This is a genomic window from Brevibacillus sp. IT-7CA2 (assembly GCF_949767855.1).
Classification (GTDB): domain Bacteria; phylum Bacillota; class Bacilli; order Brevibacillales; family Brevibacillaceae; genus Brevibacillus.
Map to the genome: position 1 here is coordinate 208,540 of NZ_CATKQT010000054.1, position 23,253 is coordinate 231,792.

20 protein-coding genes are annotated in these 23,253 nt (G+C 48.5%); 1 reads left to right on the plus strand and 19 read right to left on the minus strand.

Translation table 11 applies throughout. The annotated features are described in order from the left end of the window. Positions 1–92: 92 nt before the first annotated feature. From ACM6JA_RS29810 to speE, 15 genes are all read right to left on the minus strand, one after another. A complete protein-coding gene (locus ACM6JA_RS29810) occupies positions 93–725 on the minus strand; it encodes a TetR/AcrR family transcriptional regulator (RefSeq protein WP_007725542.1) in 633 nt (210 codons plus the stop codon). Positions 726–896: 171 nt separating this feature from the next. Next, entirely contained in the window at positions 897–2,039 is a 1,143-nt protein-coding gene (locus ACM6JA_RS29815; protein WP_414855301.1) for an acyl-CoA dehydrogenase, read from the minus strand. Positions 2,040–2,074: 35 nt separating this feature from the next. After that, entirely contained in the window at positions 2,075–3,217 is a 1,143-nt protein-coding gene (locus ACM6JA_RS29820) for an acyl-CoA dehydrogenase (protein WP_414855302.1), read from the minus strand. Between the two features lie 33 nt (positions 3,218–3,250). Beyond that, on the minus strand, positions 3,251–4,102 hold the full coding sequence (locus tag ACM6JA_RS29825) for a 3-hydroxybutyryl-CoA dehydrogenase (protein WP_414855303.1): 852 nt from the start codon (positions 4,100–4,102) through the stop codon (positions 3,251–3,253). 15 nt (positions 4,103–4,117) lie between these two features. Next, the gene (locus tag ACM6JA_RS29830; protein ID WP_414855304.1) at positions 4,118–5,296 is read right to left on the minus strand and encodes an acetyl-CoA C-acetyltransferase; all 1,179 of its coding nucleotides are present in this window, start codon (positions 5,294–5,296) and stop codon (positions 4,118–4,120) included. Between the two features lie 160 nt (positions 5,297–5,456). Next, positions 5,457–6,575, minus strand: coding sequence for a hypothetical protein (locus ACM6JA_RS29835; RefSeq protein ID WP_414855305.1), 1,119 nt, complete (start codon positions 6,573–6,575; stop codon positions 5,457–5,459). Then, positions 6,572–7,111, minus strand: a complete 540-nt coding sequence (locus ACM6JA_RS29840) for a sigma-70 family RNA polymerase sigma factor (RefSeq protein WP_414855306.1) — start codon at positions 7,109–7,111, stop codon at positions 6,572–6,574. The genes ACM6JA_RS29835 and ACM6JA_RS29840 overlap by 4 nt, the downstream gene beginning before the upstream one ends. A gap of 114 nt (positions 7,112–7,225) precedes the next feature. Next, entirely contained in the window at positions 7,226–9,301 is a 2,076-nt protein-coding gene (locus ACM6JA_RS29845; protein WP_414855307.1) for a heterodisulfide reductase-related iron-sulfur binding cluster, read from the minus strand. Between the two features lie 267 nt (positions 9,302–9,568). After that, complete coding sequence (ablA, locus tag ACM6JA_RS29850; protein WP_414855308.1) at positions 9,569–10,933, minus strand: lysine 2,3-aminomutase; 1,365 nt, start codon at positions 10,931–10,933, stop codon at positions 9,569–9,571. Positions 10,934–11,097: 164 nt separating this feature from the next. Next, complete coding sequence (locus tag ACM6JA_RS29855) at positions 11,098–12,516, minus strand: sigma-54 interaction domain-containing protein (RefSeq protein WP_414855309.1); 1,419 nt, start codon at positions 12,514–12,516, stop codon at positions 11,098–11,100. 77 nt (positions 12,517–12,593) lie between these two features. Next, a complete protein-coding gene (locus ACM6JA_RS29860; protein WP_414855310.1) occupies positions 12,594–12,986 on the minus strand; it encodes a hypothetical protein in 393 nt (130 codons plus the stop codon). A gap of 74 nt (positions 12,987–13,060) precedes the next feature. Then, positions 13,061–13,474 carry a DUF1934 domain-containing protein gene (locus ACM6JA_RS29865; protein ID WP_414855311.1) on the minus strand — a complete coding sequence of 138 codons (414 nt, stop codon included), beginning with the start codon at positions 13,472–13,474 and terminating at the stop codon, positions 13,061–13,063. A 55-nt stretch (positions 13,475–13,529) separates the two neighbouring features. After that, on the minus strand, positions 13,530–14,774 hold the full coding sequence (locus ACM6JA_RS29870; protein ID WP_007724779.1) for an MFS transporter: 1,245 nt from the start codon (positions 14,772–14,774) through the stop codon (positions 13,530–13,532). Between the two features lie 179 nt (positions 14,775–14,953). Next, the gene (gene speB / locus ACM6JA_RS29875; protein ID WP_064200366.1) at positions 14,954–15,823 is read right to left on the minus strand and encodes an agmatinase; all 870 of its coding nucleotides are present in this window, start codon (positions 15,821–15,823) and stop codon (positions 14,954–14,956) included. A 19-nt stretch (positions 15,824–15,842) separates the two neighbouring features. Then, positions 15,843–16,676, minus strand: a complete 834-nt coding sequence (speE, locus tag ACM6JA_RS29880; protein WP_026043396.1) for a polyamine aminopropyltransferase — start codon at positions 16,674–16,676, stop codon at positions 15,843–15,845. Positions 16,677–16,872: 196 nt separating this feature from the next. On the opposite strand from speE, the gene ACM6JA_RS29885 reads away from it, so the two are divergent. After that, positions 16,873–18,924: a transglycosylase domain-containing protein gene (locus tag ACM6JA_RS29885; RefSeq protein WP_414855312.1), complete on the plus strand. Its 2,052-nt coding sequence runs from the start codon at positions 16,873–16,875 to the stop codon at positions 18,922–18,924. Positions 18,925–18,973: 49 nt separating this feature from the next. Here the strand turns inward: ACM6JA_RS29885 and ACM6JA_RS29890 are convergent, their stop codons facing one another. The 4 genes from ACM6JA_RS29890 to ACM6JA_RS29905 all read right to left on the minus strand — a co-directional run bounded on the left by ACM6JA_RS29890 (position 18,974) and on the right by ACM6JA_RS29905 (position 23,196). Further along, positions 18,974–19,231 (minus strand): hypothetical protein, encoded by a 258-nt coding sequence (locus tag ACM6JA_RS29890; protein ID WP_414855313.1) that lies wholly within the window; start codon positions 19,229–19,231, stop codon positions 18,974–18,976. Between the two features lie 238 nt (positions 19,232–19,469). After that, positions 19,470–19,967 carry a YwhD family protein gene (locus tag ACM6JA_RS29895; RefSeq protein ID WP_414855314.1) on the minus strand — a complete coding sequence of 166 codons (498 nt, stop codon included), beginning with the start codon at positions 19,965–19,967 and terminating at the stop codon, positions 19,470–19,472. An 83-nt stretch (positions 19,968–20,050) separates the two neighbouring features. After that, positions 20,051–20,383 (minus strand): hypothetical protein, encoded by a 333-nt coding sequence (locus ACM6JA_RS29900; protein WP_414855315.1) that lies wholly within the window; start codon positions 20,381–20,383, stop codon positions 20,051–20,053. 26 nt (positions 20,384–20,409) lie between these two features. Then, the gene (locus ACM6JA_RS29905; RefSeq protein WP_414855316.1) at positions 20,410–23,196 is read right to left on the minus strand and encodes a lipase/acyltransferase domain-containing protein; all 2,787 of its coding nucleotides are present in this window, start codon (positions 23,194–23,196) and stop codon (positions 20,410–20,412) included. Positions 23,197–23,253: the final 57 nt, after the last annotated feature.

Consider the following 23,253-nt stretch of genomic DNA (forward strand, 5'->3'; position numbering starts at 1 on the left):
AAGGAGGAAAAACAGGGCCAAGCAGATCAAGGCACGGTAGACGCGAGGTATGCTTGGCACTCTATGTTTCCCAGACTTTTTAAACTCTCTAATTAATCGGAGACACTGATTTCGCGAAGCAGAAGCGCAATTTGCTTCTCTGTGTACTCCTCAATGGTATAGTGCTTTTTCAATGCCCAGCGGCGGAACACCCACATTTCGCCCAGTACCATGATATTGTCCGCCATCAGCTTGACGTTCTTTTCGTCAATGCGCAGCGAACCATCAGCAATCCCTTTTTCCAGGATTTCGACGAAAATATGCGAAATGGCTTCTTCACGCCCCAACACGTAGCGGAGTGTTTCTTTCGGCAATGATTTGGCTTCCTGATAAATAAGCAAAACGCGGTCGCTCATCTGATCCATCACGCGGATCAGACTCTTTAGTGCTACCTTTAATGTTTTCAAGCCAGTTCCGTTGAAATTGATCGCTTCACGCAAGCGCGTCTCCATCTCCGCATGAATGGCATCACAAACAAGATAGAGCACGTCTTCTTTTGACTCGATATACTCGTACAACGTACCAATACTAAATCCAGACGCTCGGGCAATCTCCCTTGTCGTCGTTTTATGAAAACCTTTATTAATGAAGAGATGAACGGCAGCCTCAATAATCTGCTCTCGTCTTCTCTCGATCAGTTTTGGGTCCTTTACCAGGGACGGTATCGTTTTTCTCTTGTCAGACACTCCAAAATCCACCTTTCCAACCGACTGAGCGTTTGGTCAGACGCCTCATAGAAAAGAAGGCGCAAACACTCTACTTTTGTATCATTCGCAGATCATTATACGCGAGTAAGAGCACAAAGCCAAACTTTTCTTTTCTATGTGTGTAATCGTGTTGGAAGACTGGACAGCTTCCTACTCTTTTAGCACGAAGTTGCTGATCACGACACGTTGGATTTCATTTGTTCCTTCATAGATTTGTGTAATTTTGGCATCACGCATGAAGCGCTCCACAGGATACTCCCGCGTGTAGCCGTAACCACCGAAAACTTGAACAGCTTCGGTTGTTACTTCCATTGCGGTATCTCCTGCAAATACTTTGGACATTGCAGATGCTTTGCCATATGGTAGACCTTGATCCTCCAACCACGCTGCTTGGTAAGTGAGCAAACGGGATGCCTCGATCTTGGTAGCCATGTCTGCCAATTTAAACTGGATTGCCTGCAAGGAAGCGATTGGTTTGCCGAACTGATTGCGTTCTTTGGCATAGTTCCGCGCATGCTCGTATGCACCTTGTGCAATTCCTAATGCTTGAGCAGCGATACCGTTTCTTCCACCGTCCAACGTCATCATCGCGATCTTGAAGCCTTGGCCTTCTTCGCCCAGCCTATTTTCAACCGGCACGCGCACATCTTCAAAATTGACCGCAAGTGTTGGCGAGGAACGGATACCCAGCTTTTTCTCCTTTTTCCCCATCGTGAAGCCGTCCATGCCTTTTTCTACGATGAAAGCCGTGATGCCTTTATGCTTCAGCTCTGGTTGGGTGACCGCGAATACGATGTAGATTTCTGCTTCGCCCGCATTGGTAATGAAAATTTTGTTGCCATTAATAATGTAGTGATCACCATCGCGTACGGCTGTCGTGCGCATTCCAGCAGAATCGGAGCCAGATCCCGCCTCGGTCAAACAGTACGCACCCATCTTCTTGCCTTCTGCTAATGGACGCAAAAACTTTTGCTTTTGCTCTTCTGTCCCGAATTTGTAAATCGGCCAGCTCGCCAAGGAAACATGTGCGGACAGTGTCACACCGATGGAGGCATCCACACGGGAGAGTTCTTCCACTGCAATGACGTAGCTCAGGTAATCTGCACCTGCTCCGCCGTATTGTTCCGGCCAAGGAATGCCTGTCAGTCCAAGCTCAGCCATTTGCTCAAAAATCGAACGATCAAAGCACTCTTCTTCGTCGCGCTCGGCTGCTGTCGGAGCTACTTGATTCTCTGCAAAGTCGCGAATCATTTTGCGCATCATGTCATGTTCTTCCGTCAGTTGGAAATTCATATGAATCACTCCCCCATGTGTTTTTCATCTTTCTATTAATCAGCAAGCAAATGCTTGGCGATAACGATTCGCTGAATTTCGTTGGTGCCCTCATAGATCTGCGTTACTTTCGCATCTCGGAATAGACGCTCAACCGGATATTCTCTGGTGTAGCCATAGCCACCAAAGATTTGCACGGCTTCTGTGGCGAGCTCCATCGCGGCGTCTGTAGCAAAGCGTTTTGCCATCGAGGCTTCCATTCCACAAGCAATTCCTTGACTGCGCAGCCACGCCGCTCGGTATACCAGCAATCGAGCTACTTCTGCTTTCGTCGCCATATCAGCCAGCTTGAAGGCGATGGCTTGCTGCTTGGCAATCGGTTGTCCGAACTGCTTGCGTTCCCGCGCGTACTCTGTCGCGTACTGGACTGCGGCCTCGGCAATACCAAGGGCTTGTGCAGCAATCCCGATCCGACCGGAATCCAGATTCGCCATCGCGATACAGAAGCCTTCCCCTTCCTGCCCCAGCAGGTTGGCAGCCGGTACACGTGCATTGTCGAATACGAGCTCTGTCGTATAGGAACCGTGTAGTCCCATCTTCTTTTCCTTCTTCCCAACCGTGAAGCCCGGTGTATCCTTGTCTACGATAAAGGCCGATATTCCCTTGGTTCCCTTTGTAGAGTCAGTTACGGCAAACGCGATATACGTATCTGCCTCTCCACCGTTCGTGATGAACACTTTGTTTCCGTTCAGGATGTACTCGTCGTCTTTTTTCACGGCTGTGGTTCGGATACTGCTCGCATCAGAACCTGCATGCGGCTCGGTCAAGGCAAAAGCCCCGAGGTATTCCCCACTCGCAAGCTTGGTCACGTATTTGCGTTTTTGCTCCTCGGTACCGAAGTAGAGAATCGGATTCGTCCCGACGGAGGTATGCACGGACAAAATGACGCCTACTGTCGCACTCACCTTGGAAATCTCGTGAATGGCCAAAATGTAGGACATAAAGTCCGCTCCTGCTCCTCCCCACTCTTCGGCAATCGGAATGCCCATGAGCCCCATCTCGCCCATCTTTTTCAGGATCTGACGCGGGAACTGGTCCGTCTCTTCCATCACAGGGACGAAAGGTGCGATCTCTTTCTGGGCAAAGTCTCGCACCATACGGCGCATCATCTCTTGCTCTTCGTTCAATCGGAAATCCATGTCCGTCCTACCTTTCTGCGAAAAATACCTCTGTTAGTTGTACACGTAGAAACCACGACCGGATTTTTTGCCTAGCCATCCTGCTTTGACGTACTTGCGCAGCAACGGGCATGGGCGGTATTTCGAATCACCGAACCCTTCGTGCAGTACCTCCATAATGTAGAGGCAAGTGTCCAGCCCGATGAAATCAGCCAGCTGAAGCGGTCCCATCGGATGGTTCATGCCCAGCTTCATGACTTCGTCGATCGCTTCCGGTGTTGCAACTCCTTCGTACACGCAATAAATGGCTTCATTCAGCATTGGCATCAGTACCCGATTGGACACAAAACCAGGGAAATCGTTTACGCTCACGGGTACCTTGCTCATTTGCTTGGACAAATCTTCTGTCAGCTGATAAACCTCGTCGGCTGTTTGCAGGCCGCGGATAATCTCAACCAGCTTCATCACTGGAACGGGGTTCATAAAATGCATCCCGATTACTTTTTCCGGCCGCTTCGTAACTGCGGCAATCTCTGTAATTGGCAGGGAGGATGTATTGCTCGCGAGCACCGTATGCGGCGGACATACCTCGTCCAGCTTGGAAAAGATTTGCGTTTTGACCGCCATGCTTTCCGTCACCGCTTCTACCACAAAATCTGCGTCAGACGCATCTGCCAGATCAGTGGACAGTGTCAAACGACCGAGAATCTCTTCCTTTTCTGATTCGCTGAGCTTGCCTTTTTCCACGTTGCGCGACAAGTTTTTCGTAATCATAGCCAGGCCGCGTTCCACAAAAGCCTGCTGGACGTCGTTCAAATAAACACGAAAGCCAGCCTGTGCCGCTACTTGGGCAATCCCGCTGCCCATCTGTCCTGCCCCGATGACCATAATCGTTTGTACGTTCATGCAAAAAGGCCTCCCTTACTCTACTTTAATCAAGATGGCGTCACCCTGTGCGGCACCACTGCAAATTGCCGCGATCCCTAAGCCGCCGCCTCGTCTTTTCAATTCATAAGCAAGGTGCATAATGATCCGAGCGCCACTCGCGCCAATCGGGTGTCCGAACGCAATCGCTCCCCCGTTTACATTCACTTTCTCTGCGTCCCAGCCAACGATTTTGCCACTGGTCAAAATCACCGCGGCAAATGCTTCGTTTACCTCAAATAGATCGATCTCCGAAAGCGAGACACCTGTCTTTTCCAAGAGCTTGTTGATCGCAAGCCCCGGAGTTGTCGCGATATAAGGAGCCTCTGCGCCAACCGCGGCGTGTCCCAGTATCGTCGCAAGCGGCTTGATGCCCAGCTGTTGTGCTTTCGCGTCTGACATCAGCACCATTGCTGCCGCTCCGTCGTTGATTCCCGGTGCATTGCCTGCCGTGATTGTTCCGTCCTTTTTGTACACGGGTGGCAGCTTCGCCAATCCTTCCTCGGTGGTATCCGGACGTGGTCCTTCATCGACGGTTACTTGCAGTGGCTCCCCTTTTCTTTGCGGAATGGAAACCGAGACAAGCTCGTCGGCAAAAAGTCCTTTTTCCATCGCTTGTGCGGCTCTCTGCTGGCTGCGCAGCGCCCACGCATCCTGCTCTTCTCGCGTAATCCCGTTCTCTTCCGCCACATTGCTGCCGTGAACAGCCATCGCCACTTGATGAAACGGGCAAGTGAGGCCGTCGTACATCATGAGATCGCGAACGGTCGAATCTCCCATCCGCATTCCGTAACGTGCATCCGGCAATGCATACGGTGCGTTGCTCATGCTCTCCATGCCGCCCGCGACGATGATTTCTCCGTCCCCTGCGCGAATGATCTGGTCCCCCATCGTCACTGCACGCATCCCGGACGCACATACTTTGTTGATCGTCTCACTCGCTACATTCCACGGCAAACCAGCCTTGCGAGCCGCCTGGCGTGAGGGCACCTGACCCGCACCTGCCTGCAAGACCATACCCATGATCACTTCGTCCACCTGATCGCCGGAAATGCCAGCGCGTTCTACCGCTTCCTTGATCACGATAGAGCCGAGCTCTACTGCCGATAGCGCTTTCAAAGATCCGCCAAGCTTACCAAACGGGGTACGCGCTGCCCCTACAATGACTGTTTTCATCGAATGACCTCCATTCGGATGATGTTTCACATCAATAAAAACTAAATCGATCGAGCGTTCGTTCATTTTGCATACTTTTATTTTGCCGTCTTCCGTACGAATAGTCAATCAATAATGAAAAAAAGAACAGCCTGACTTTTGTGGAGTCAGGCTGCTCTTGCTACTGCTGCGGCCTCCATCTTATTTTCCAGATACCCTGGTCGTCTTGCCGCATGATATACCCCGTTGTCTCGTGGCTTTTATCCTTGTACTCAGTCCAGACAATCGTTTCGTCTTCTTTATGTTCAACCCAAATTTTACTCCCCAGTTCAATCATTTTTTTATTACTTCTCCAGAAATTTCGTTCTCCAACTGGATCTTTCTTCACTTCTTTCAAATATTGCTCGAATGTCGGCTTCTCCACGCCTTCATCCACGATACGCAAGGCGTACTGCATTTCGAGCTGCCCATCTTGCACTGCTCTTACATAAAGCTTCACGATGTCACTCGGAGATAGCCCACGTAATAGCTCATCCTTTTTCTCATACATGTAATTGAAATAGCGATCTTCTTCCTCCGGCTTTAAATCGAATATGGACGAAGCGGCAGGACTCCCGGTACCGCCTTGGCTCAAATCCACAATATCTTCTTGGATGGTCCCGTTGCTGTTCAGTTTGAGAAGATAGACGTCTTTGTCTTGGACATAGCTTACGGTATACCAATGAAGCTTTTTATCCTTCCATCCAACTAACACCTCCAAGCCCACGTCTCTTTTTAGCAGAGCCTCTGTCTCGATCATTGTCCAGTCTTTTCGCTGATATCCTTCTTTTGCGAGAATCGAATAGCCCCAGTACTCTTCTGTGCCATCGTCCCCGCTTCCGCCATAATCCTCTACAACTGTGTAAGGGACCGAAATCTTTTCTTTAATTTGTTCTTGTGTCATCCCAACACGCAAGACATCGACGATCTCATCTACCGTTTCCATAATCACCTGATCATCAGAAGCCGAGTGAGCCTTTGGATCAGGCTTTTGATGGGTCCCTGGCTCGGCAGACGTTCCCTTCGGCGTATGTGTACTCGTCGTGCTTTCCTTTTGCAGTAAATAAGGGGTAAACCCGATGACAAGCACAACCGCGACAAGCGCCGCGCTTACGGGGTAGGTGAATCGAAACCTTCTCTTGGCTTTCTTCTCCACATTCATGCGAATCCGCTCCTCCAAGCCTGTCGTATCTTCCATTCCGTGCAACAACGTTCGGTCAGCCGTTTCCTTGAATTCTGCCAGCAATTTATCCAGGTTCATTCGATTCCCTCCTTTTCCAGCAGCGCTTTGAGCTTTTGGCGTGCGCGGTGCATCTTCGTATAAATCGCTCCTGCGGACGTATCCAAAATGACCGCGATCTCCTCTACGGACAACTCCTCGTAGTAGTGAAGGACAATTAATTGACGATAGCTATGCGGCAGCTTCATGACGAGATGGGCAAAACGGGCACGAAGGTCATTTTGCAAAACGGCCGACTCTGCTCCCTCGACTACCTCTATGTCCACTTCCGGCTTGAAAAACAGGTGACGAAACGACCACGAACGCAGATGTTTTTTCGCTTCGTTGACGGCGATTCGGTACACCCATGTTTGTAGTGAGCTTTCTTGGCGGAATTTCCCCAAGTTTTTGTAAGCTAACAGGAACACTTCCTGTGTGATATCTTCAGCCAAGCTGCGGTCCTTGACCATCAAATACACGAGGCGCAGCACCTTTTTCAAATAGTGCCGAATTAACTCATCAAATAACGCTTCACTTGTTTTGGTTAAACTTTTCTCTGCAAGCTCCAGCTTCCTCACTCCCTTCCCACTTCTTTAGATTCAGCTGGCTCCTCTATCTTACAGTTTTTTGCAAAAAAATAATGCGCAAGCCTCGTCGCTTGATTAGCACCGAGACTTGCGCATGATATGAACCTAGATGGCGTCTGCGAGAATTTCCGCGACGTCGCGTGTTTTAACGTGATCTTCCTGCTCTTTGGTCTTGATTCCGTCGTTCATCATCGTCAGGCAGTACGGACATGCACTGGCGATTTCCGTCGGTTTGACCTCCAGAGCTTGCTCCGTACGTGTGACGTTGACACGGGAGCCCTCATGTTCCTCCATCCACATCAAGCCGCCGCCCGCTCCGCAACACATACTGTCGCAACCGCTGCGCTTCATTTCGACCACCTCTACGCCAGGAATGGCTTCGAGGATCACGCGTGGCTTGTCGTAAATTTCGTTGTAGCGGCCCAAGTAGCAGGAATCGTGGTAGGTGATGCGCTCTTTGACTTCCTTGGTTGGCTTCAATTTGCCTTCCTTCACCCACTCCGCCAACAGCTCAGAGTGGTGATACACCTCTGCATTCAACCCAAACTCCGGATACTCGTTCTTAAACGTATTGAACGCATGCGGGTCGCAGGTGACGATTTTTTTGACTTCATACGCTTCAAACAAAGCGATATTTTCTTGGGCGAGCTGCTGGAACAAGAACTCGTTCCCAATGCGGCGAGCCGTATCGCCAGAGTTCTTTTCCTCGTTGCCCAAAATGGCGAACTTCACGCCTGCTTCGTGCATGAGCTTCACAAATGCCTGCGAAATTTTTTGGCTGCGCAAGTCAAATGATCCCATCGAGCCTACCCAGAACAAGTACTCGAATTCCTCGACCTGCTTCACAGTTGGCACCTCGTACTCACCGTTCAGACCTTCAATCCATTTCGTCCGGTCTTTGCGGTTGATTCCCCACGGGTTGCCCTGACGCTCGATATTGTTCAAGGCACGCTGCGCTTCTGCTGGCATGCTGCCTTCTGTCATAACCAAATAGCGGCGCATATCGATGATTTTATCTACGTGCTCATTCATTACCGGACATTGGTCTTCACAGTTGCGACAGGTCGTACAAGCCCACAGCTCCTGCTCGGTAATGACATCGCCGATCAAGCTTTTCTCATAGACCGCGGTTGCTCCTTCCGCCGTCGCCGCTACTTCAGATGCTTGGAACGCAATCTGGTTGGCAGTCGTCTGCGAAAAAGCGAAGCTCGGCATCCATGGTGTACGCGATGTCACCGACGCACCTTTTTCGGTCAAATGATCGCGCATTTTCGTAATCAGATCCATTGGGGAGAGCATTTTTCCCGTTCCAGAGGCCGGGCACATATTCGTGCAGCGACCGCACTCCACACAAGCGTACAGGTCGATGAGCTGCGTTTGTGTAAAATCCTCGATTTTGCCGACACCAAATTCTTCCTGCGTCTCGTCCTCGAAGTTAATGCTGGTCAGCTTGCCTGGCGGGTCCAGCTTCTTGAACCACACGTTGACAGGCGCAAACAGCAAATGCGCGTGCTTGGACTGCGGCACATACACCGCAAAGCCGAGCAAGATGATCAGATGCAGCCACCAAAAAATGTAAAAGCCTACCGCTGCACCCGTTGTCCCTACCCCAATCGCAGAGAAGACGATCGCGAAAACAGATGAGATCGGAGCGAACGCCGATGGCTCATGTCCGAGCCAAATTTGTTCAAAAGCGAGCGAGAGCAACACGGTCGCCATCAGGGAGGAAATCAGCAAGAGGACGAGCCCCGATTTGAAGCCGCGCTTCAGACGCTTGAGCTTTTCGATATAGCGGCGGTAAAAAGCGTAGCCGACCGCAGCCAAGATGAGAAACGTAGTGATCTCCTGCATGACAGAGAAGTACTTGTGAGCGCTACCAAAAGGAAGCTCGTAGCCTTTCGAAAGCCCTTTGATAACCAGCTCAATGGCTCCGAATTGCAGGGTGATGAAGCCGTAAAACATCACGACGTGCATCACGCCACTCTTTTTGTCCTTCAGCAGCTTCTTGTGGAAAATGACGTTGTCCAGCATCAGATTGATGCGTGCCCCAAAGTCATTTTTCACATCCGGCTTTTTCCCCAGCTTGATAAACAAGTATCTGCTGTACACGACATGTCCAGCTAAATATAGCCCGTAAGCGAGAACCAGGAAAAAGGCGATCAAATTAATGAGTGCCAGCATGTTTTCTACTCCCCTCTATTGCAAGTTTGTCTTTGGACGTGGAAATCGTTTTTTCTATCTTATCAGAATCATGGAAATAAATGAATGAGTATTCAGTCAGTCTGTTTATTTTTTTCGAAAAATGAAACGATACTGAGCGACCGCTCATAATGGATATAACTCGATCTTATCACACAAGTTGCAAATCATCCATCCTCTTCGAAGAGTTGGAAATATTCTTACGAAAAAAGAAACAGCTACCTTCATACGGGTAGCTGTTGATCCTGCTTATTTTCCTGAGGCTTCCTTCGTCTCGGCAGTAGGTTGTTCTTTCTTGGCCTTTTGCTCCGTCCGTACATCTGCGAGTGATTTGACCTTGGTTGCTTTGATGCGCTTGTTGCGCGGCAGATCAGTCGGCTCCAGATTGTCTACCTCGTCTTGCATGAGTGCTGCGATACCAACTGCTTTGCCTTTTGCAGCCATGCAGTATTCGCAGTTTTCTTCATCATGCTCATGGTATTGCTTCGGCTCTGGATACGAAGTGATCACACCTTCAAAGTTGCGCAGGACAACTTTATCGGAGGCTTGCGAAATGATGTAGTTCGGGCTGACAGGAATTTTGCCTCCGCCGTGTGGAGCGTCTACTACAAAGGTCGGCACTGCATAGCCGGAGGTATGGCCGCGCAGGTGCTCAATGATTTCGATCCCTTTGCTGACAGGCGCGCGGAAGTGTCCGATTCCCTCTGACAGGTCGCATTGATAGATGTAATACGGGCGGACACGGATTTTGACCAGGTCCTGCACTAGCTTTTTCATCGTATTCGCACAATCGTTAATGCCAGCCAAGATTACTGCCTGGTTGCCGAGCGGAACACCTGCGTTGGCGAGCATTTCGCAAGCCAGCTTCGCTTCTGGCGTAATTTCTTTTGGATGGTTAAAGTGTGTATTGAGCCAAACCGGATGGTATTTTTTCAGGATATTGCAAAGGTTTTCGGTAATGCGCTGCGGGAATACAACTGGTGCACGCGTACCGATCCGAATAATTTCAACATGCGGGATATCGCGGAGGCTGCTGATGATGTATTCCAGTACGCGGTCATTGATCAACAGACCGTCTCCACCGGAGAGCAGTACATCGCGGACTTCTGGTCTTGAGCGGATGTAATCGATACAGGCATCCAGCTGTTTCTTTGGCACGCCCATGCCGATCTGACCGGAAAAGCGACGGCGCGTACAGTAACGGCAATACATGGAGCATTGGTTCGTCACCAGGAAAAGCACGCGATCTGGATAACGATGTGTCAGACCAGGTACAGGAGAATCAGTATCTTCGTGGAGTGGGTCTTCCATGTCGTATTTTGTACGAACCATCTCAGAGGACAAAGGTACAGACTGCATGCGAACTGGATCGCTTGGATCATCTGGATCCATCAGATGAGCATAGTACGGTGTGATGTTGAGTGGAATGGTTTGCGTAGAAATCCGTACGCCCTCTTCCTCTTCCGGTGTCAGGTTGATTACCTGCTTCAAATCATCGACCGTCTTGATGGTGTGCGTAAGCTGCCACATCCAGTCATTCCATTGCTCGTCCGTGACATCCTTCCAAAGTTCTATCGAACGCCAATCGCGTTTTGTCGCTACTGTCATGTGCATCCCGTCCCCTCTCGTCTTATGGTGAACCTCTTCGTTTCACTCAACCAACAAGAGATGCAAGTGCCATGCCAACAAATCAAAAGATTTAGAAAATAAGGAATAGAGCGTTTCGTGGGCGCTTCCTTCCCTTTTGTACCTTCACGAGTCTGCCGAATTTTCAGCACTCAACAGGGAGGGATCATCCGCTGCGAGAGCTTGTATTGCAGCGTCTGTCTTGGGATGCCCAAGAGCTTGGCAGCACGAAGTACATTGCCGTCTGTTTGCTGCATCGCATCCTTGATCACCTTTTCCTCTACCTCACGCAAAATCTCGGGCAACGTACAGCCTTCCTTTGACAGGAGTTGTGCCGAAATTGGAGCTTCATCTTTCTCAGACTGCGAGCGCTCCAGCAAATGAGCCGGCAGATGATCCAGTAAAATGATGTCCGACTCCACCATATTCATGGCTGCTTCTATGACATGTTCCAGTTCACGTACGTTCCCGGGCCAATCATACGCAGCAAACAAACGTGCCACTTCACTGCTGATTCCACGTACATTCATACCAAAGATCCGGTTGAACTTTTGCAAGAAATGATCAATCAGCATATCCACATCTTCTCTGCGCTCGCGCAATGGCGGCAGCTCAAAAGAGACGACGTTGATCCGGTAGTACAGGTCGGTTCGCATGACTCCTCGCTCCATGAGCGACTGAGGTGCTTCGTTGACTGCGGCGATTACCCGTACGTCTACTTTGGTCGATTGGCTCCCGCCGATCCGTCTGATCTGCCCATCCTGGAGGACTCGCAGCAACTTCGCCTGCAAATCGAGCGGCATACTGTTCAGTTCATCCAGAAATAAAGTACCGCCGTCCGCCAGCTCGAATAACCCTGGCCGATCATCGGCTCCCGTGAAGCTTCCTTTTGTGGTGCCAAACAGCAAGCTTTCGAGCAGCGCGGCTGGCAGCGCGGCACAGTTTTGCGCGATAAACGGGTTGCTGCTGCGAACAGACGCGTGATGAATGGATTGGACAAACAGTTCTTTTCCCGTCCCTGTTTCGCCGTATATCAACACGGGAGAAGTTGTCCGCGCAGCTTTTCGAGCGCGTTCTTTGAGGCGCTTCATTTTTTCACTCATCGTCAAAATGTCTTCGAAATGGAAAGTCGTTTCATCCATCGAGCGTTTTGTTCGTTTCGGCTTGCTAATCTTGGCCTGAAGATCGACCAAGCGCTCCGACAGTTCTTTTAGCTTGCCGATATCCTTCGCCACCTCGACTGCCCCGACTAACCGTTTGCCTACTCTCACCGGAAGTGTCGTGTTGATTGTCTCCACACGCATTCCCTTCCAGTTCTTATATGTCTGTGTCTGGTTGTAGATTGATTCGCCACTATCGATGACACGAAGCAGGGTACTCGACTGTCGATCAAGCGAAGGAAAAACCTCCAACAACGGCTTCCCCAACACCTCTTCTGAGGTCAGCCCATCAAGCTTGGCTGCGACGTGATTGTAGAAAATCGTAATGCCATTTGCGTCCACAACGTGAATTCCTTCATCGATAGCACCCAAGATCGCCTGCAACATTTCTACCGTATCTGACAACGGCATCCTGGCTTTCACTCCTTCCTTCCATCCATGCTGCCAAAAAATCATCACTTCGCCGAATATTCGGCACTTTTACGATGTTATCGATTACGCCCTACCTGAATGGCAAGCATTGCAGTATACAATAAATGTCCCAATACCCAGATGAAAAACGCTGTCAAACTCATCGCGGATTGACTCAACAGGCTAAATGGGAAAAACGCGATAGAAAAACCGAGCATCCAGTACAGCAAGTATCGTACCGATCGGGCTTTTCGTTCCCGCGGGTAAAAGTGCATGAGAAAAAAGGCGACGATCACACTAATCAGCAGATGAATCAATAGTTCTACAATAGAGGGCAGATTTTCCATGCCCGGTACATAGCTGACATCAATTAAAACGGGAAAGGTATTGGTATCAAACAAACCATCTCCGAGCGCTAAAAAAGCAGCAAGACCCAGACCGGCTATTAGTCCATTTGCGAGTACAAACATGCTGTATCCCCCTTTCACTTCAGCCGCAAGTAATCCTATTGTACGTGCAAAAAACCGCCCTTGCAAAGGGCGGCTTATTTTCCTAGCTCTATTTTCAGCTCATGCTCACCTGCGTACTGCTCATTCATCCATAGCTGGTACGCGATTTCTACCTGTACAGGAACCTCTGCTTCGTAACGGATTCGCAGCTTGTTCGTATGCGTCTCCATGGCAAACGGACCATAGGGACTTTGATAGGTAGAATGGGTGCTGGCTCCTTTTTCGAATTGCTGTCTGCTTGAAACTCCGCCCTGACGAACCAGCGTAATGGACGTATCTGTCAGTTTCAATGTCGTGCTTACTTCACCTACGCTTTCCATCTGCTCTTTGTAGGTCAAGTACCACGCGGATGCTTTTTGCACACGCTTGCCTTCATAGCTGTGGGTCGTTTCTTCCCAGTTGCCTTCGACATGATGCCGTGCCGTCAATTTTACATGTATGTCTTGCATGCTACTTCCACACTCCACTTTCTTTCGCTTCCCCTTTATCCCTACATTCTACCCTTCATCGCTCCTGTGTGGCAACCGCCGCTTCCGCTTTGGCATCCGCCAGCAGGTATCTCATGGTAGCAGCAATCCCGATCGCCGCAAGCAACAGCAGACCCGCCAACACCAAGTACCCGACTCCTGCGCCCGTGTAATCGATCATAGCCGTAAACAAACCGATAAGGATCAAACGCATCATCATGCCGATTGAGTTGAAAAAGCTCATAACCCGCCCCATCTGATGCTTCGGCACAACTGTCATATAGAGCGATTGTCGAATCAAGCGCACAGAAGCGTTACTCCACCCGTAAAACGTGTACGCCGCAATCAGCGCCCAGCCATACGGTAAAGCAATCATGACGACAATGGCAATCGCGAACAACAACGTATTGCCGATCATGGCTGCCAACTGCCCCATCTTGCGAACGACGATAGCAACGAGTAAACCTGCCGCCACGGCACCCGTTGCATACGTGACCTCTCCTAGCGAATAAACCGAGACACCCTCCTGCAGCGTTTGGCTTATGTAAACAGGCTTCAATAAGTTCGTCGCCATAACAGCAATGAAGGGCATGAGTGCGGATATCCCAAACAGCAGGAATCCTTTCTTTTGCCGGATGTACCGCCAGCTTTCCATCAGCTGCTCCGTCCACCCGACCCCCTGGTTTTGCTTCGCCTCTTTTTCCAGCGTGAAGGTATACGTCATGCTAGACAGCAAGGTAAAGGCGAACAAGTAGGTAATCGCATTGAAAATAATCACCACATGCAGCCCGTAGGAGCTAAGCAAAATCCCCGCAAACGCGCCAGCAAGAACGGATGCAGTCTGTCCTTCGATCTCGAGCAGACTGTTGATGCTGTTGTAGTGCTTGGGCTCAAACGTCTCCTGAACCAGTGCGGACTGCGTCGGGTAATGAATTTGGTACATAAAGGTCGTCGTCAAATAGATGACAATCAGCATCCACTCGGTGTACTCTCCAAAAAAGCCCCAGATCGCAAGCATGCCAAGTACGCTAAATCCGATCAAGTTTTCTACCAGCAGCATTTTTTTGCGGGAATAACGATCGATGAGCGTCCCGATATACGGACCAATGAAAAACATCAGTACCGCAGAAGTAAACATGGTGGAGCCCAAAAGTTGAGCAGAGCCTGTCGTTTCCACGAGGAACCAGGCAATCCCGATCATCGTCATGCCTTGCCCAAAGCCGGAGAATAAATTGGAAAAGAACAGCTTTCGAAATGGTGCGTAGGCAAATACTTCTCTCATGCAGACAACTCCTTTGTAAGAAAACCTCCGTCGACTATTAAATCATCTCACTATTATGATTGTACTGACAATTTTAAACTTTGTAAACCAAAATGTTTATTAATCTAATTGAAAGTTTACCAGCAATAAGAAAAGCCCCCGGTCTTTTTGCAAAACCGAGGGCTTATTTAGCGGATATCTTATTTTACAAAGCTCAAGAGCAGCTCGCGAACGAATTTGGACGCCGCGATTTGCGTCATTTCACTGTGATCATACACAGGAGCAACCTCCACCAAGTCACAACCGATGACATTCGCACCGTTGTTTGCCATGAAGTGAATAGTATCGAGCAGCTCACGAGACGTGATGCCGCCTGCTTCTGTTGTACCTGTTCCTGGAGCGTGCGCAGGGTCCAATACATCGATGTCAATCGTCAGGTAGATCGGACGGTTGCCGATGGTAGGCAGCACTTGCTTCACTGGCTCCAGTACATCGTATTTGTACAGATGCATGTTTTCTTTTGCCCACTCAAACTCGTCCTTCATCCCGCTGCGGATTCCGAACGAATATACATTTTTACCGCCGATCAGGTTACATACCTTTTTGATCGGAGTGGAGTGGGAGTATTCGTATCCCTCGTAGTTGTCACGCAGGTCTGTATGCGCGTCAAAGTGGAATACGACCATATCCTTGTACTTTTCATAAACCGCTTGGAATACTGGCCAGGAAACCAAATGCTCTCCGCCCAGACCCAATGGGAATTTGCCATCTGCCAATACTTTTGCCACGAATGTACGGATCGCATCCAGGCTACCTTCCACGTTTCCGAAAGGAAGGGGAATATCGCCAGCATCAAAGTATTTGATGTCTTCCAACAGCCTGTCCAAGTACGGGCTGTACTCTTCCAGACCGATGGAAACCTCACGAATACGGGCAGGGCCAAAACGAGAGCCCGGACGGAAGCTCACTGTCCAGTCCATCGGCATACCGTAAATAACCGCTTGGCTTTCTTCGTAATTCCCGTGACTACGGATAAAGACATTTCCAGAGTATGCTTCGTCAAAACGCATAGGTGTAGTTTTCCCCCGATTAGTCGCGGGTCAGCTCAGCCACAAAGTTAGGCAGTTTGAAAGCAGCGTGGTGAACTTCCGCATTGTAGTATTTGGTGCCCAAATCTTTGATTTTCGCTGGATCTACTTCCAACGGATCGTGTTGCTTGGAAGCGATAGTGAAGCTCCACAGTCCGGATGGATAAGTAGGGATGCTGCAAGTGTAGAGACGAGTAACCGGGAAGATCGATTTCAGGTCTTTGAACACGCGCTTGATCAGTTCACGGTTGAACCAAGGAGATTCCGTTTGAGCAACCATGATACCGTCTGGTTTCAAAGCATCGTGAATGCCTTGGTAGAAACCTTTTTCGAACAGACCTACAGCCGGGCCAACTGGTTCTGTAGAGTCAACCATGATCACATCATACTCACCTTTGTGGTCATGAATATGTTTAATACCATCGATTACTTGTACATCTACACGCGGATTGCCTGTCAATGCACTCGCAATCTCAGGGAAATATTTTTTGCAAGACTCAATGACGCCACCGTCGATTTCAGCCAGAACTGCTTTTTCTACAGACGCGTGCTTTACGATTTCACGAATAGCACCGCCATCGCCGCCGCCCACAACCAGAACCTTTTTAGGGTTTGGATGCGTATTCAACGCGATATGAGAAATCATTTCATGGTAGACAAACTCATCGACATCGGTAGTCATAACCATGCCGTCGAGCACTAACATGCGACCGAACTGCTTCGTATTAATTACGTCGATTTGTTGAAACTCGGATTTCTCACTGTATAGGGTCTCTGTAATTTTCGTTGTTATCCCGTGATTTTCCGTCTGTTTTTCGGTGTACCACAATTCCATATTCATGGCTATGTAACCTCCTTCAATTAACCGCATGAAAATACAATATAACAAGATGATTATAGTAGCTGTCTTCCAAATTGCAAGATATTTTTCTAGCGAGGAAAGTTTAACCAGCTTGCAAGCGACACATACTACTAGTAACGTAGTATGTCCTATTTTATTGATTCAACCGCAGAAAGGAGGAGAGGCACACATGGAAGTCATTCGCGAAGCCCCATTGCTGCGCTATTTGCGTTGGGCTAAGAAATTCGTAAAATTTATCATTCTCAGCCTATTATGTTTCTCTTTTGCCATCTTGTTACTCATTTTGTACTTACGCTCACAACCACTCCCGGAAACGTTTGTGAAGCAAACCACAACGATTTACGCTTCCGATGGAGAGGTTTTGGATACGATGCACCGTGGCGAGAACCGGATTTCTGTGCCGCTTGCAGAAATTTCACCCGCATTGCTTGATGCGACCATCGCGATCGAGGACCGTTCATTCCGCGAACATTTCGGTTTTGATTGGAAACGATTAGCCATGGCCGCTTATGTCGATGTCATTAACATGGACAAACGTCAGGGTGCCAGCACCATCACTCAACAATTGGCAAGAAATCTGTACCTCAGCTTGGACAAAACATGGGAGCGAAAAATCAAAGAAGCCTTGCTTTCGATTCAGCTTGAACTGAATTACAGCAAGGATGAAATATTAGAAATGTACGTGAATCAGATTTATTATGGTCATTCAGCTTATGGTGTACAAGCTGCTGCCCAAACCTATTTCGGCAAGGACGCCAAAGATTTGACGGTCGCAGAGAGCGCCATGCTGGCAGGCATTCCTAAGGGTCCTACTTATTATTCACCATTTGTCGATTTGGAACGCGCCAAAGCCAGACAAAAGCTCATTTTGAATGCCATGGAGCGCGACAATTTACTGACATCGAAGGAAGTAGAGCAAGCCTACGCGGAACCAATCAAGCTGAAACAGCGAACAAACGAGAATGTAACTGAGCCAGCTCCTTATTTCCGCGATTACATCGCCAATTTGGTCAAAAACAAATATGGCATTGACGAAGAAAAATTTATTCATGGTGGCCTGAAAATCCATACGACCCTTGATCCAGTCGTACAAAAAAAGGCCGAGGATATTGTCGCCTCCGTCTTACCGAAGAACAATACGAATTTGCAGGTAGCCCTCGTCGCCATGGACCCTGCTACCGGCTATATCAAAGCGATGGTAGGTGGACGTGACTACAAGGCGAGTCAGTTCAATCGCGTGCTTGGCAAGAGGCAGCCCGGTTCCTCCTTCAAGCCGATCATGTATTTGTCAGCCTTGCAAAACGGCTATACACCGCTCACTTTGATGAAAAGCGAACCGACCGTTTTTACCTACGATAACAATAAGCAGTACATCCCCGGCAATTTTGGTGGAAAATATGCAAACGCACTGATCAACATGCGTGAAGCAATCAAAACCTCCGACAACATTTATGCCGTCAAGACCATTGATTTTCTCGGGCCGCAAAAAGTAGTTGATCAGGCAAAGCAATTAGGTATCACCAGCTCAATGCAAGCAGTTCCCTCTCTGGCACTGGGAACTTCACCCGTCTCTCCCTTGGAGTTAAACGCAGCTTATGCTGCAATCGTCAACAAGGGACAAGCAGTGAAGCCCATTGCCATTACCTCCATCGAGGACAGCGAGGGCAACATTTTGGTTGAAGAAAAACCTGAGAAAACACAGGTAGCCGATCCTGTCGCGTCTGCTCTCTTAGTGAATATGATGCAAAGTGTATTTGAACAAGGTGGTACCGGATATCGCGTGGCTGGTGAAATGAACCGACCGGTAGCAGGGAAAACAGGATCAACGGATTATGACGCTTGGCTGAGCGGATTCACTCCGCAGCTGGTTTCGACCGTATGGGTGGGTTACGACAAAAACCAAAAGGTCGATGATGTAAAGGAAGGTTATCTGTCCAAAAAAATCTGGGCCCAGTTCATGGAAAGTGCGCTCAAAGGTCAGCCTCCTGCACTTTTTGACATGCCTGCTGGTGTTGTTTCTGTCTATATCGATCCCGCTTCTGGAAAACTGGCGACCGAGCATTGTCCAAATCCACAGCTCTTTTATTTCGCCAGCGGAACAGAGCCTCAAGATTATTGCACGGATCACATCCCGAAGAATGAGACACCAACACCTTTAAAGCCGCCAGATTCTTCGACCTTCTGGCAGCGCATGGGCAGTTGGTGGAAACCGAATCAATAAAAAAAAAGGACGTTCCTCTTCATCGAGTACGTCCTTTTTGGTATGCCTATTAACCTTGCATGCTCTGATTGTCCCCGCCGCCCACAACTCCATCTCCATCGGCAAAAACATGGTCGTTGATGATCGTAATCAGACCGGCATTATCAAGCTGTTCCAATACTTCAAACAAGCTGTCCCTTTTTCCAGCAGGGAGCTTGCGTACAAAGTTGTTTATCTCGGTCGGAGTCACGTGTGTGCGGAAATGGACGCCACCGTGCTTCACAAAATGATCATGCGATTGTTCATTACCACGGAGATCTTCTCCCAATGGGTACCGCCCCTTCCGTCAAACAGTTTGGTTCAATCCTCATTAGTGTTCCGCGATATCCCAAAAACTATGATCAATCAAAGAAATTATATACACAAACAGGGAAAGAGTGACGGCTCTCTCCCTGTTTGTTGACCTAGTGTACATGTACACAGATATGGAAATAAGTTTACCTGACTTCAATTGTGTGAACAATTGATTTCACGATTTGTTCACAGACCGTTCACGATTTCCAACTTTAGGACAAATTTCGCTTTAATTCCTCAGTGGAATTCTCATACATCTCCGCGCTATTATCAATCAAAAGCTTTTTCAGAGCGGTTTTTTCCTTCTCGGATAGATCGGACAGCATAATACGTCTCTTCATGGAGTAATCCATGCGATTCACGTGATCTGCCAAAATTTTGTAGCCCCGACGCGCTTCTCGATCGATTTCCATGTAGCACGCGGTTGCCCCTGCATAGTAAGGACCAGCTTCATTGCGATCGACTGTTACCCAAACGAGCCAATAAGGCTTTCCATTTGGTACTTCTTCTTTATTCATCGTCCATTTGATGCCCTTTTCTACAGAACTTTTGGCATGCAAGGCACCCATGTCAATGTACGCTTCGTCCCCATCGATAATGACCGAGGACACAGCATTCAGGTCGAGTACACCTTGACCAAAACCTCCGTGCACATCGGTTTTTCCACTCATGATGGTAAAGCCGCCTTTTTTATTATCAAAAATATCCATTTGAATAACCTCCAGACAATCATTCTCCTTCCTTTTATTCTACTCGAAAAACGTGCTGTGACGCAATTTGCGTATGTGCCCAGTTATTTATCCATGGGTTTTTGGGTGTTTCGTTTTTTATTTACCAACTGGATGATTTTTTCGATGCCCCACATGATCAGGATCGTTACGATGGCTGTATGGACCGCCATTGCAACCTTCATGACAAACAGTTCACCTAGCATCGTGTCAGAGGGAACAGTAAACAAGTAGTACACAAAGCTGATAAAAAGAACACTTAGAAAGATCAACCAGCCGCGAAAGCCTAGCGTGAAGCGAATGAAAGCGGCGATGAGCAAACCAATCAAAGGCCCTGCAAACATCAATGAAAAAACGAAAGGGCCGAGTATGAACCAGACAAACCAATTATCATCCATTGTCTTACACCCTTTGCTTTTGATGACTACACATCATTGGAATCTGCAGACTCTTCTACCTCTGTCAGTCCACGCTCATCGAGCACGTAATGTCTGCCTGTTTCTTTGTAACGCTCCGAATCATCTGACGAGAAACGTTTGATCAGAAAGCGCGCTGACTCTTCTCCCTCTACAGCTAAAGGAGGCTGGAATTCCAGGTCTTCACCATCTCGAACATGGATGACAACGATGCGATCGTGATATTCAATAGACAGGTCTTCCCGTACTTCTTTTTTATTGGCGTCGAGCGTAAAGGTCTGGCCGGCTTTGTGTATCGTCACTTCAGGGAAGCTTTTGTCATCTTGTGCAATGATGTAATACAGGTAGTCAGCATTTTGGTCCGGAGCATTGCGCAATCCTGGTTGTAATTCCTCATCTCCCTGTAGCAATCGCGTTACTTGGTCGATAACTTCTGGAATGGTCGGCAGCTTGGCGTGTTCGCCTTTTACGTAGTAACGTTTTTTCATATCCTTCTGGGCGTAATTGGCACTCATATACGGCACGGTACCGTCCCCAACGCCAGGATCGAGAATCGGGGACCATTCGTTGTAAAAAGAATCATAAAAGTAACCGAGCAGTGTTACTTGGCCTGTACCCACGATGGAATACTGTGGAACATTGATCGTTTTGTTATCCCATTTTTCATGCATCTTGCCACCATGCCTGACAAGCGGCTCATAGTCGAGGCGAATATTTTTGTCCTTTAAAAATTCGTCGTAGGTGTAGTACTGAATGTTACTCTTTTTCAGGAAACCAACTGTTTCAAAGTATTTTTTGGAGGGTAGCAGCTCGTAAACGGCAGGTGCATAAGAGGAAATCACTTTCCCTGTTTCTTCATCCAGCCAAGGGATCGAAAAATTGTATCCGTGCTTAAGAGCCTGATATGCCCGTGGAGAGCCAAGGAAGGGTGTGCCCATATACACGACACGATTCACTTTGCGCTGGTAGGACACATTGGATAGAAGTGTTTCTTTTACCAAGAGCCCACCCATGCTATGTGCCACCAAATGCACCTGATTTGCCCCACTTGCCTTTAGTGCCGCATCGATTTCTTCTTTTAGAAGTTTGGCATTTTTGGTGCTGCTGTATCGCCAATCGTACGGCAGTGCAAATAAGGTGCGGTGCTTTTTGTATCCCTGCTTCTCCAGTTCCTTTACCATGCTGTAATACTGTTCGGTAAGTTCTTTTAAAAACGGCGCATAGGAAAGATATTCGATGGCGTAAAAATCGTCTTTTTCCGGGTGGATCGTCGCATCACGGACGACTGGCTGTACATCTACACTATTTGGCTTGATTGGCTCCAGAGAGAGTAGCCTGCGGTGTTTGGGATCATTAATACCAATGAGACTATCTCCAAGTCCCAACCATATTTCCGATCTCTTTCCATTCTGCTCCACTTCGAGTCGCGATCCACCTACTCCCGGGATTAAGATAACTGGGATCGTTCTGTCTCCAATATAAAGACTGTACGAGTTAGCGGTAAATCCCGAGCGTTTGCTGGCCATGACCTTGACTTTGTAAGTTCCAGGATAGGCATTGAAAATAATATGCTCATCCGAATTCTTCGCTTTCTCGGATCTGGCGACTACTTTTCCAGCCTCGTCGAGCAGAAATACGTCCATATCCATACCAGTAGGGATATCCTTGAGGGAGACCTCCACAGTAGAGGAGAGCGTAAAGGATAAGCTGTAAAAATCCACATCCGTCTTTGAATGAAGATTTCCTACGATATTTCGTTTATACGCATCTAGCTCGTAGGCCGCTTCCATTGTGTCATTCGGCTCGTATCCATCTGTCTTGTCCCCTCCTTGATCCGCGAAAAAATCAGCTCGCAAGCGGTAGTAGTAATCTTTCGAAAACGAGCCCTGCTTTCCAACGACCTTGATGTAGTACCATTTGTCTTTTTCCAGTGCCAGTCCCTCGATTAGCTCAGGCTCATTTCCATGCTGCTCTGAACGGGCAAGCTCCCGCTCCTCCTCATCGTACACATACAAATCGTAGTCTTCGTTTGCCCGAATATCTGTGAGAGATATATTCATCTGTCCATTTGTTGTTCCTCTGATTTTCCAAAAATCCACATCATCTTTGCTGCTAATCTTTCCATGACTGTCCTTTCCATCAAATAGCCAGTCCGATTTGCTGCCCAAGGTATCATTCGGTTCTACCTCAAAGCGAGCTTCTCTATTGCGCAGTTCCGCTTCTCCTGGCTTATTCTCGCCTGAAAAGTGCGCATAAAATTCCTCTGCCAGCCGCGAAAGCTCTTCATCGGTGGCATCCTGCTCCTGTTCTTGTTCTTCCTCTTCTGGCTGAGCTTCGTTTTGGTCTTCGAGCTCTCGTTCGATCAATTCTAACGGTTCTTCCTGATCGGCAGCCATTTCATCCCAAGGTGCCTTTTTGATTTTTATTTTTTCTACTGTTGGCTCTATGTGCTCAGGCAACGATAGCTCCCAGCTACGTAACGGCTCTTCTGAATCATCGATGAACATCGTTACCTGGATAGGACTATCATCCATAGGCATTACGGCGAGGGAAATCTGAGACTCCTCGTGAAAAGAACGGGTTTTGCTGTCGCTGTCCTGATTAACAGACAGCTCGACTTTATCCGGGGTACCCGATAATTGTGCCTGAAAACGCACCTCTCCTTCGTCGATCCATGCCCGTGCCTCCTCTACGAATATCTCCCGTTCTTTTGCCCAGCCCTGTTCCACTGTATTTCCCAAGCATAAAGCGAATAGGAGAAGTACACATAGCAAGCGCCGCGTGATTATTCCCACAAAAATCCCCCTCATCCTTTTTCTAGCTTTACAGTAGAAAAAGACAGAGAGGGGGTG

Excerpts from the sequence above, each read along its gene's own strand:
- ACM6JA_RS29900 (WP_414855315.1), bottom strand. The coding sequence starts at position 20,383 with ATGGATGATAATTGGTTTGTCTGGTTCATACTCGGCCCTTTCGTTTTT.
- speB (WP_064200366.1), bottom strand. The coding sequence starts at position 15,823 with ATGCGTTTTGACGAAGCATACTCTGGAAATGTCTTTATCCGTAGTCAC.
- ACM6JA_RS29870 (WP_007724779.1), bottom strand. The coding sequence starts at position 14,774 with ATGAGAGAAGTATTTGCCTACGCACCATTTCGAAAGCTGTTCTTTTCC.
- speE (WP_026043396.1), bottom strand. The coding sequence starts at position 16,676 with ATGGAATTGTGGTACACCGAAAAACAGACGGAAAATCACGGGATAACA.
- ACM6JA_RS29825 (WP_414855303.1), bottom strand. The coding sequence starts at position 4,102 with ATGAACGTACAAACGATTATGGTCATCGGGGCAGGACAGATGGGCAGC.
- ACM6JA_RS29845 (WP_414855307.1), bottom strand. The coding sequence starts at position 9,301 with ATGCTGGCACTCATTAATTTGATCGCCTTTTTCCTGGTTCTCGCTTAC.
- ACM6JA_RS29860 (WP_414855310.1), bottom strand. The coding sequence starts at position 12,986 with ATGTTTGTACTCGCAAATGGACTAATAGCCGGTCTGGGTCTTGCTGCT.
- ACM6JA_RS29865 (WP_414855311.1), bottom strand. The coding sequence starts at position 13,474 with ATGCAAGACATACATGTAAAATTGACGGCACGGCATCATGTCGAAGGC.
- ablA (WP_414855308.1), bottom strand. The coding sequence starts at position 10,933 with ATGCACATGACAGTAGCGACAAAACGCGATTGGCGTTCGATAGAACTT.
- ACM6JA_RS29815 (WP_414855301.1), bottom strand. The coding sequence starts at position 2,039 with ATGAATTTCCAACTGACGGAAGAACATGACATGATGCGCAAAATGATT.
- ACM6JA_RS29855 (WP_414855309.1), bottom strand. The coding sequence starts at position 12,516 with ATGCCGTTGTCAGATACGGTAGAAATGTTGCAGGCGATCTTGGGTGCT.
- ACM6JA_RS29835 (WP_414855305.1), bottom strand. The coding sequence starts at position 6,575 with ATGAACCTGGATAAATTGCTGGCAGAATTCAAGGAAACGGCTGACCGA.
- ACM6JA_RS29820 (WP_414855302.1), bottom strand. The coding sequence starts at position 3,217 with ATGGATTTCCGATTGAACGAAGAGCAAGAGATGATGCGCCGTATGGTG.
- ACM6JA_RS29895 (WP_414855314.1), bottom strand. The coding sequence starts at position 19,967 with ATGGATATTTTTGATAATAAAAAAGGCGGCTTTACCATCATGAGTGGA.
- ACM6JA_RS29885 (WP_414855312.1), top strand. The coding sequence starts at position 16,873 with ATGGAAGTCATTCGCGAAGCCCCATTGCTGCGCTATTTGCGTTGGGCT.
- ACM6JA_RS29830 (WP_414855304.1), bottom strand. The coding sequence starts at position 5,296 with ATGAAAACAGTCATTGTAGGGGCAGCGCGTACCCCGTTTGGTAAGCTT.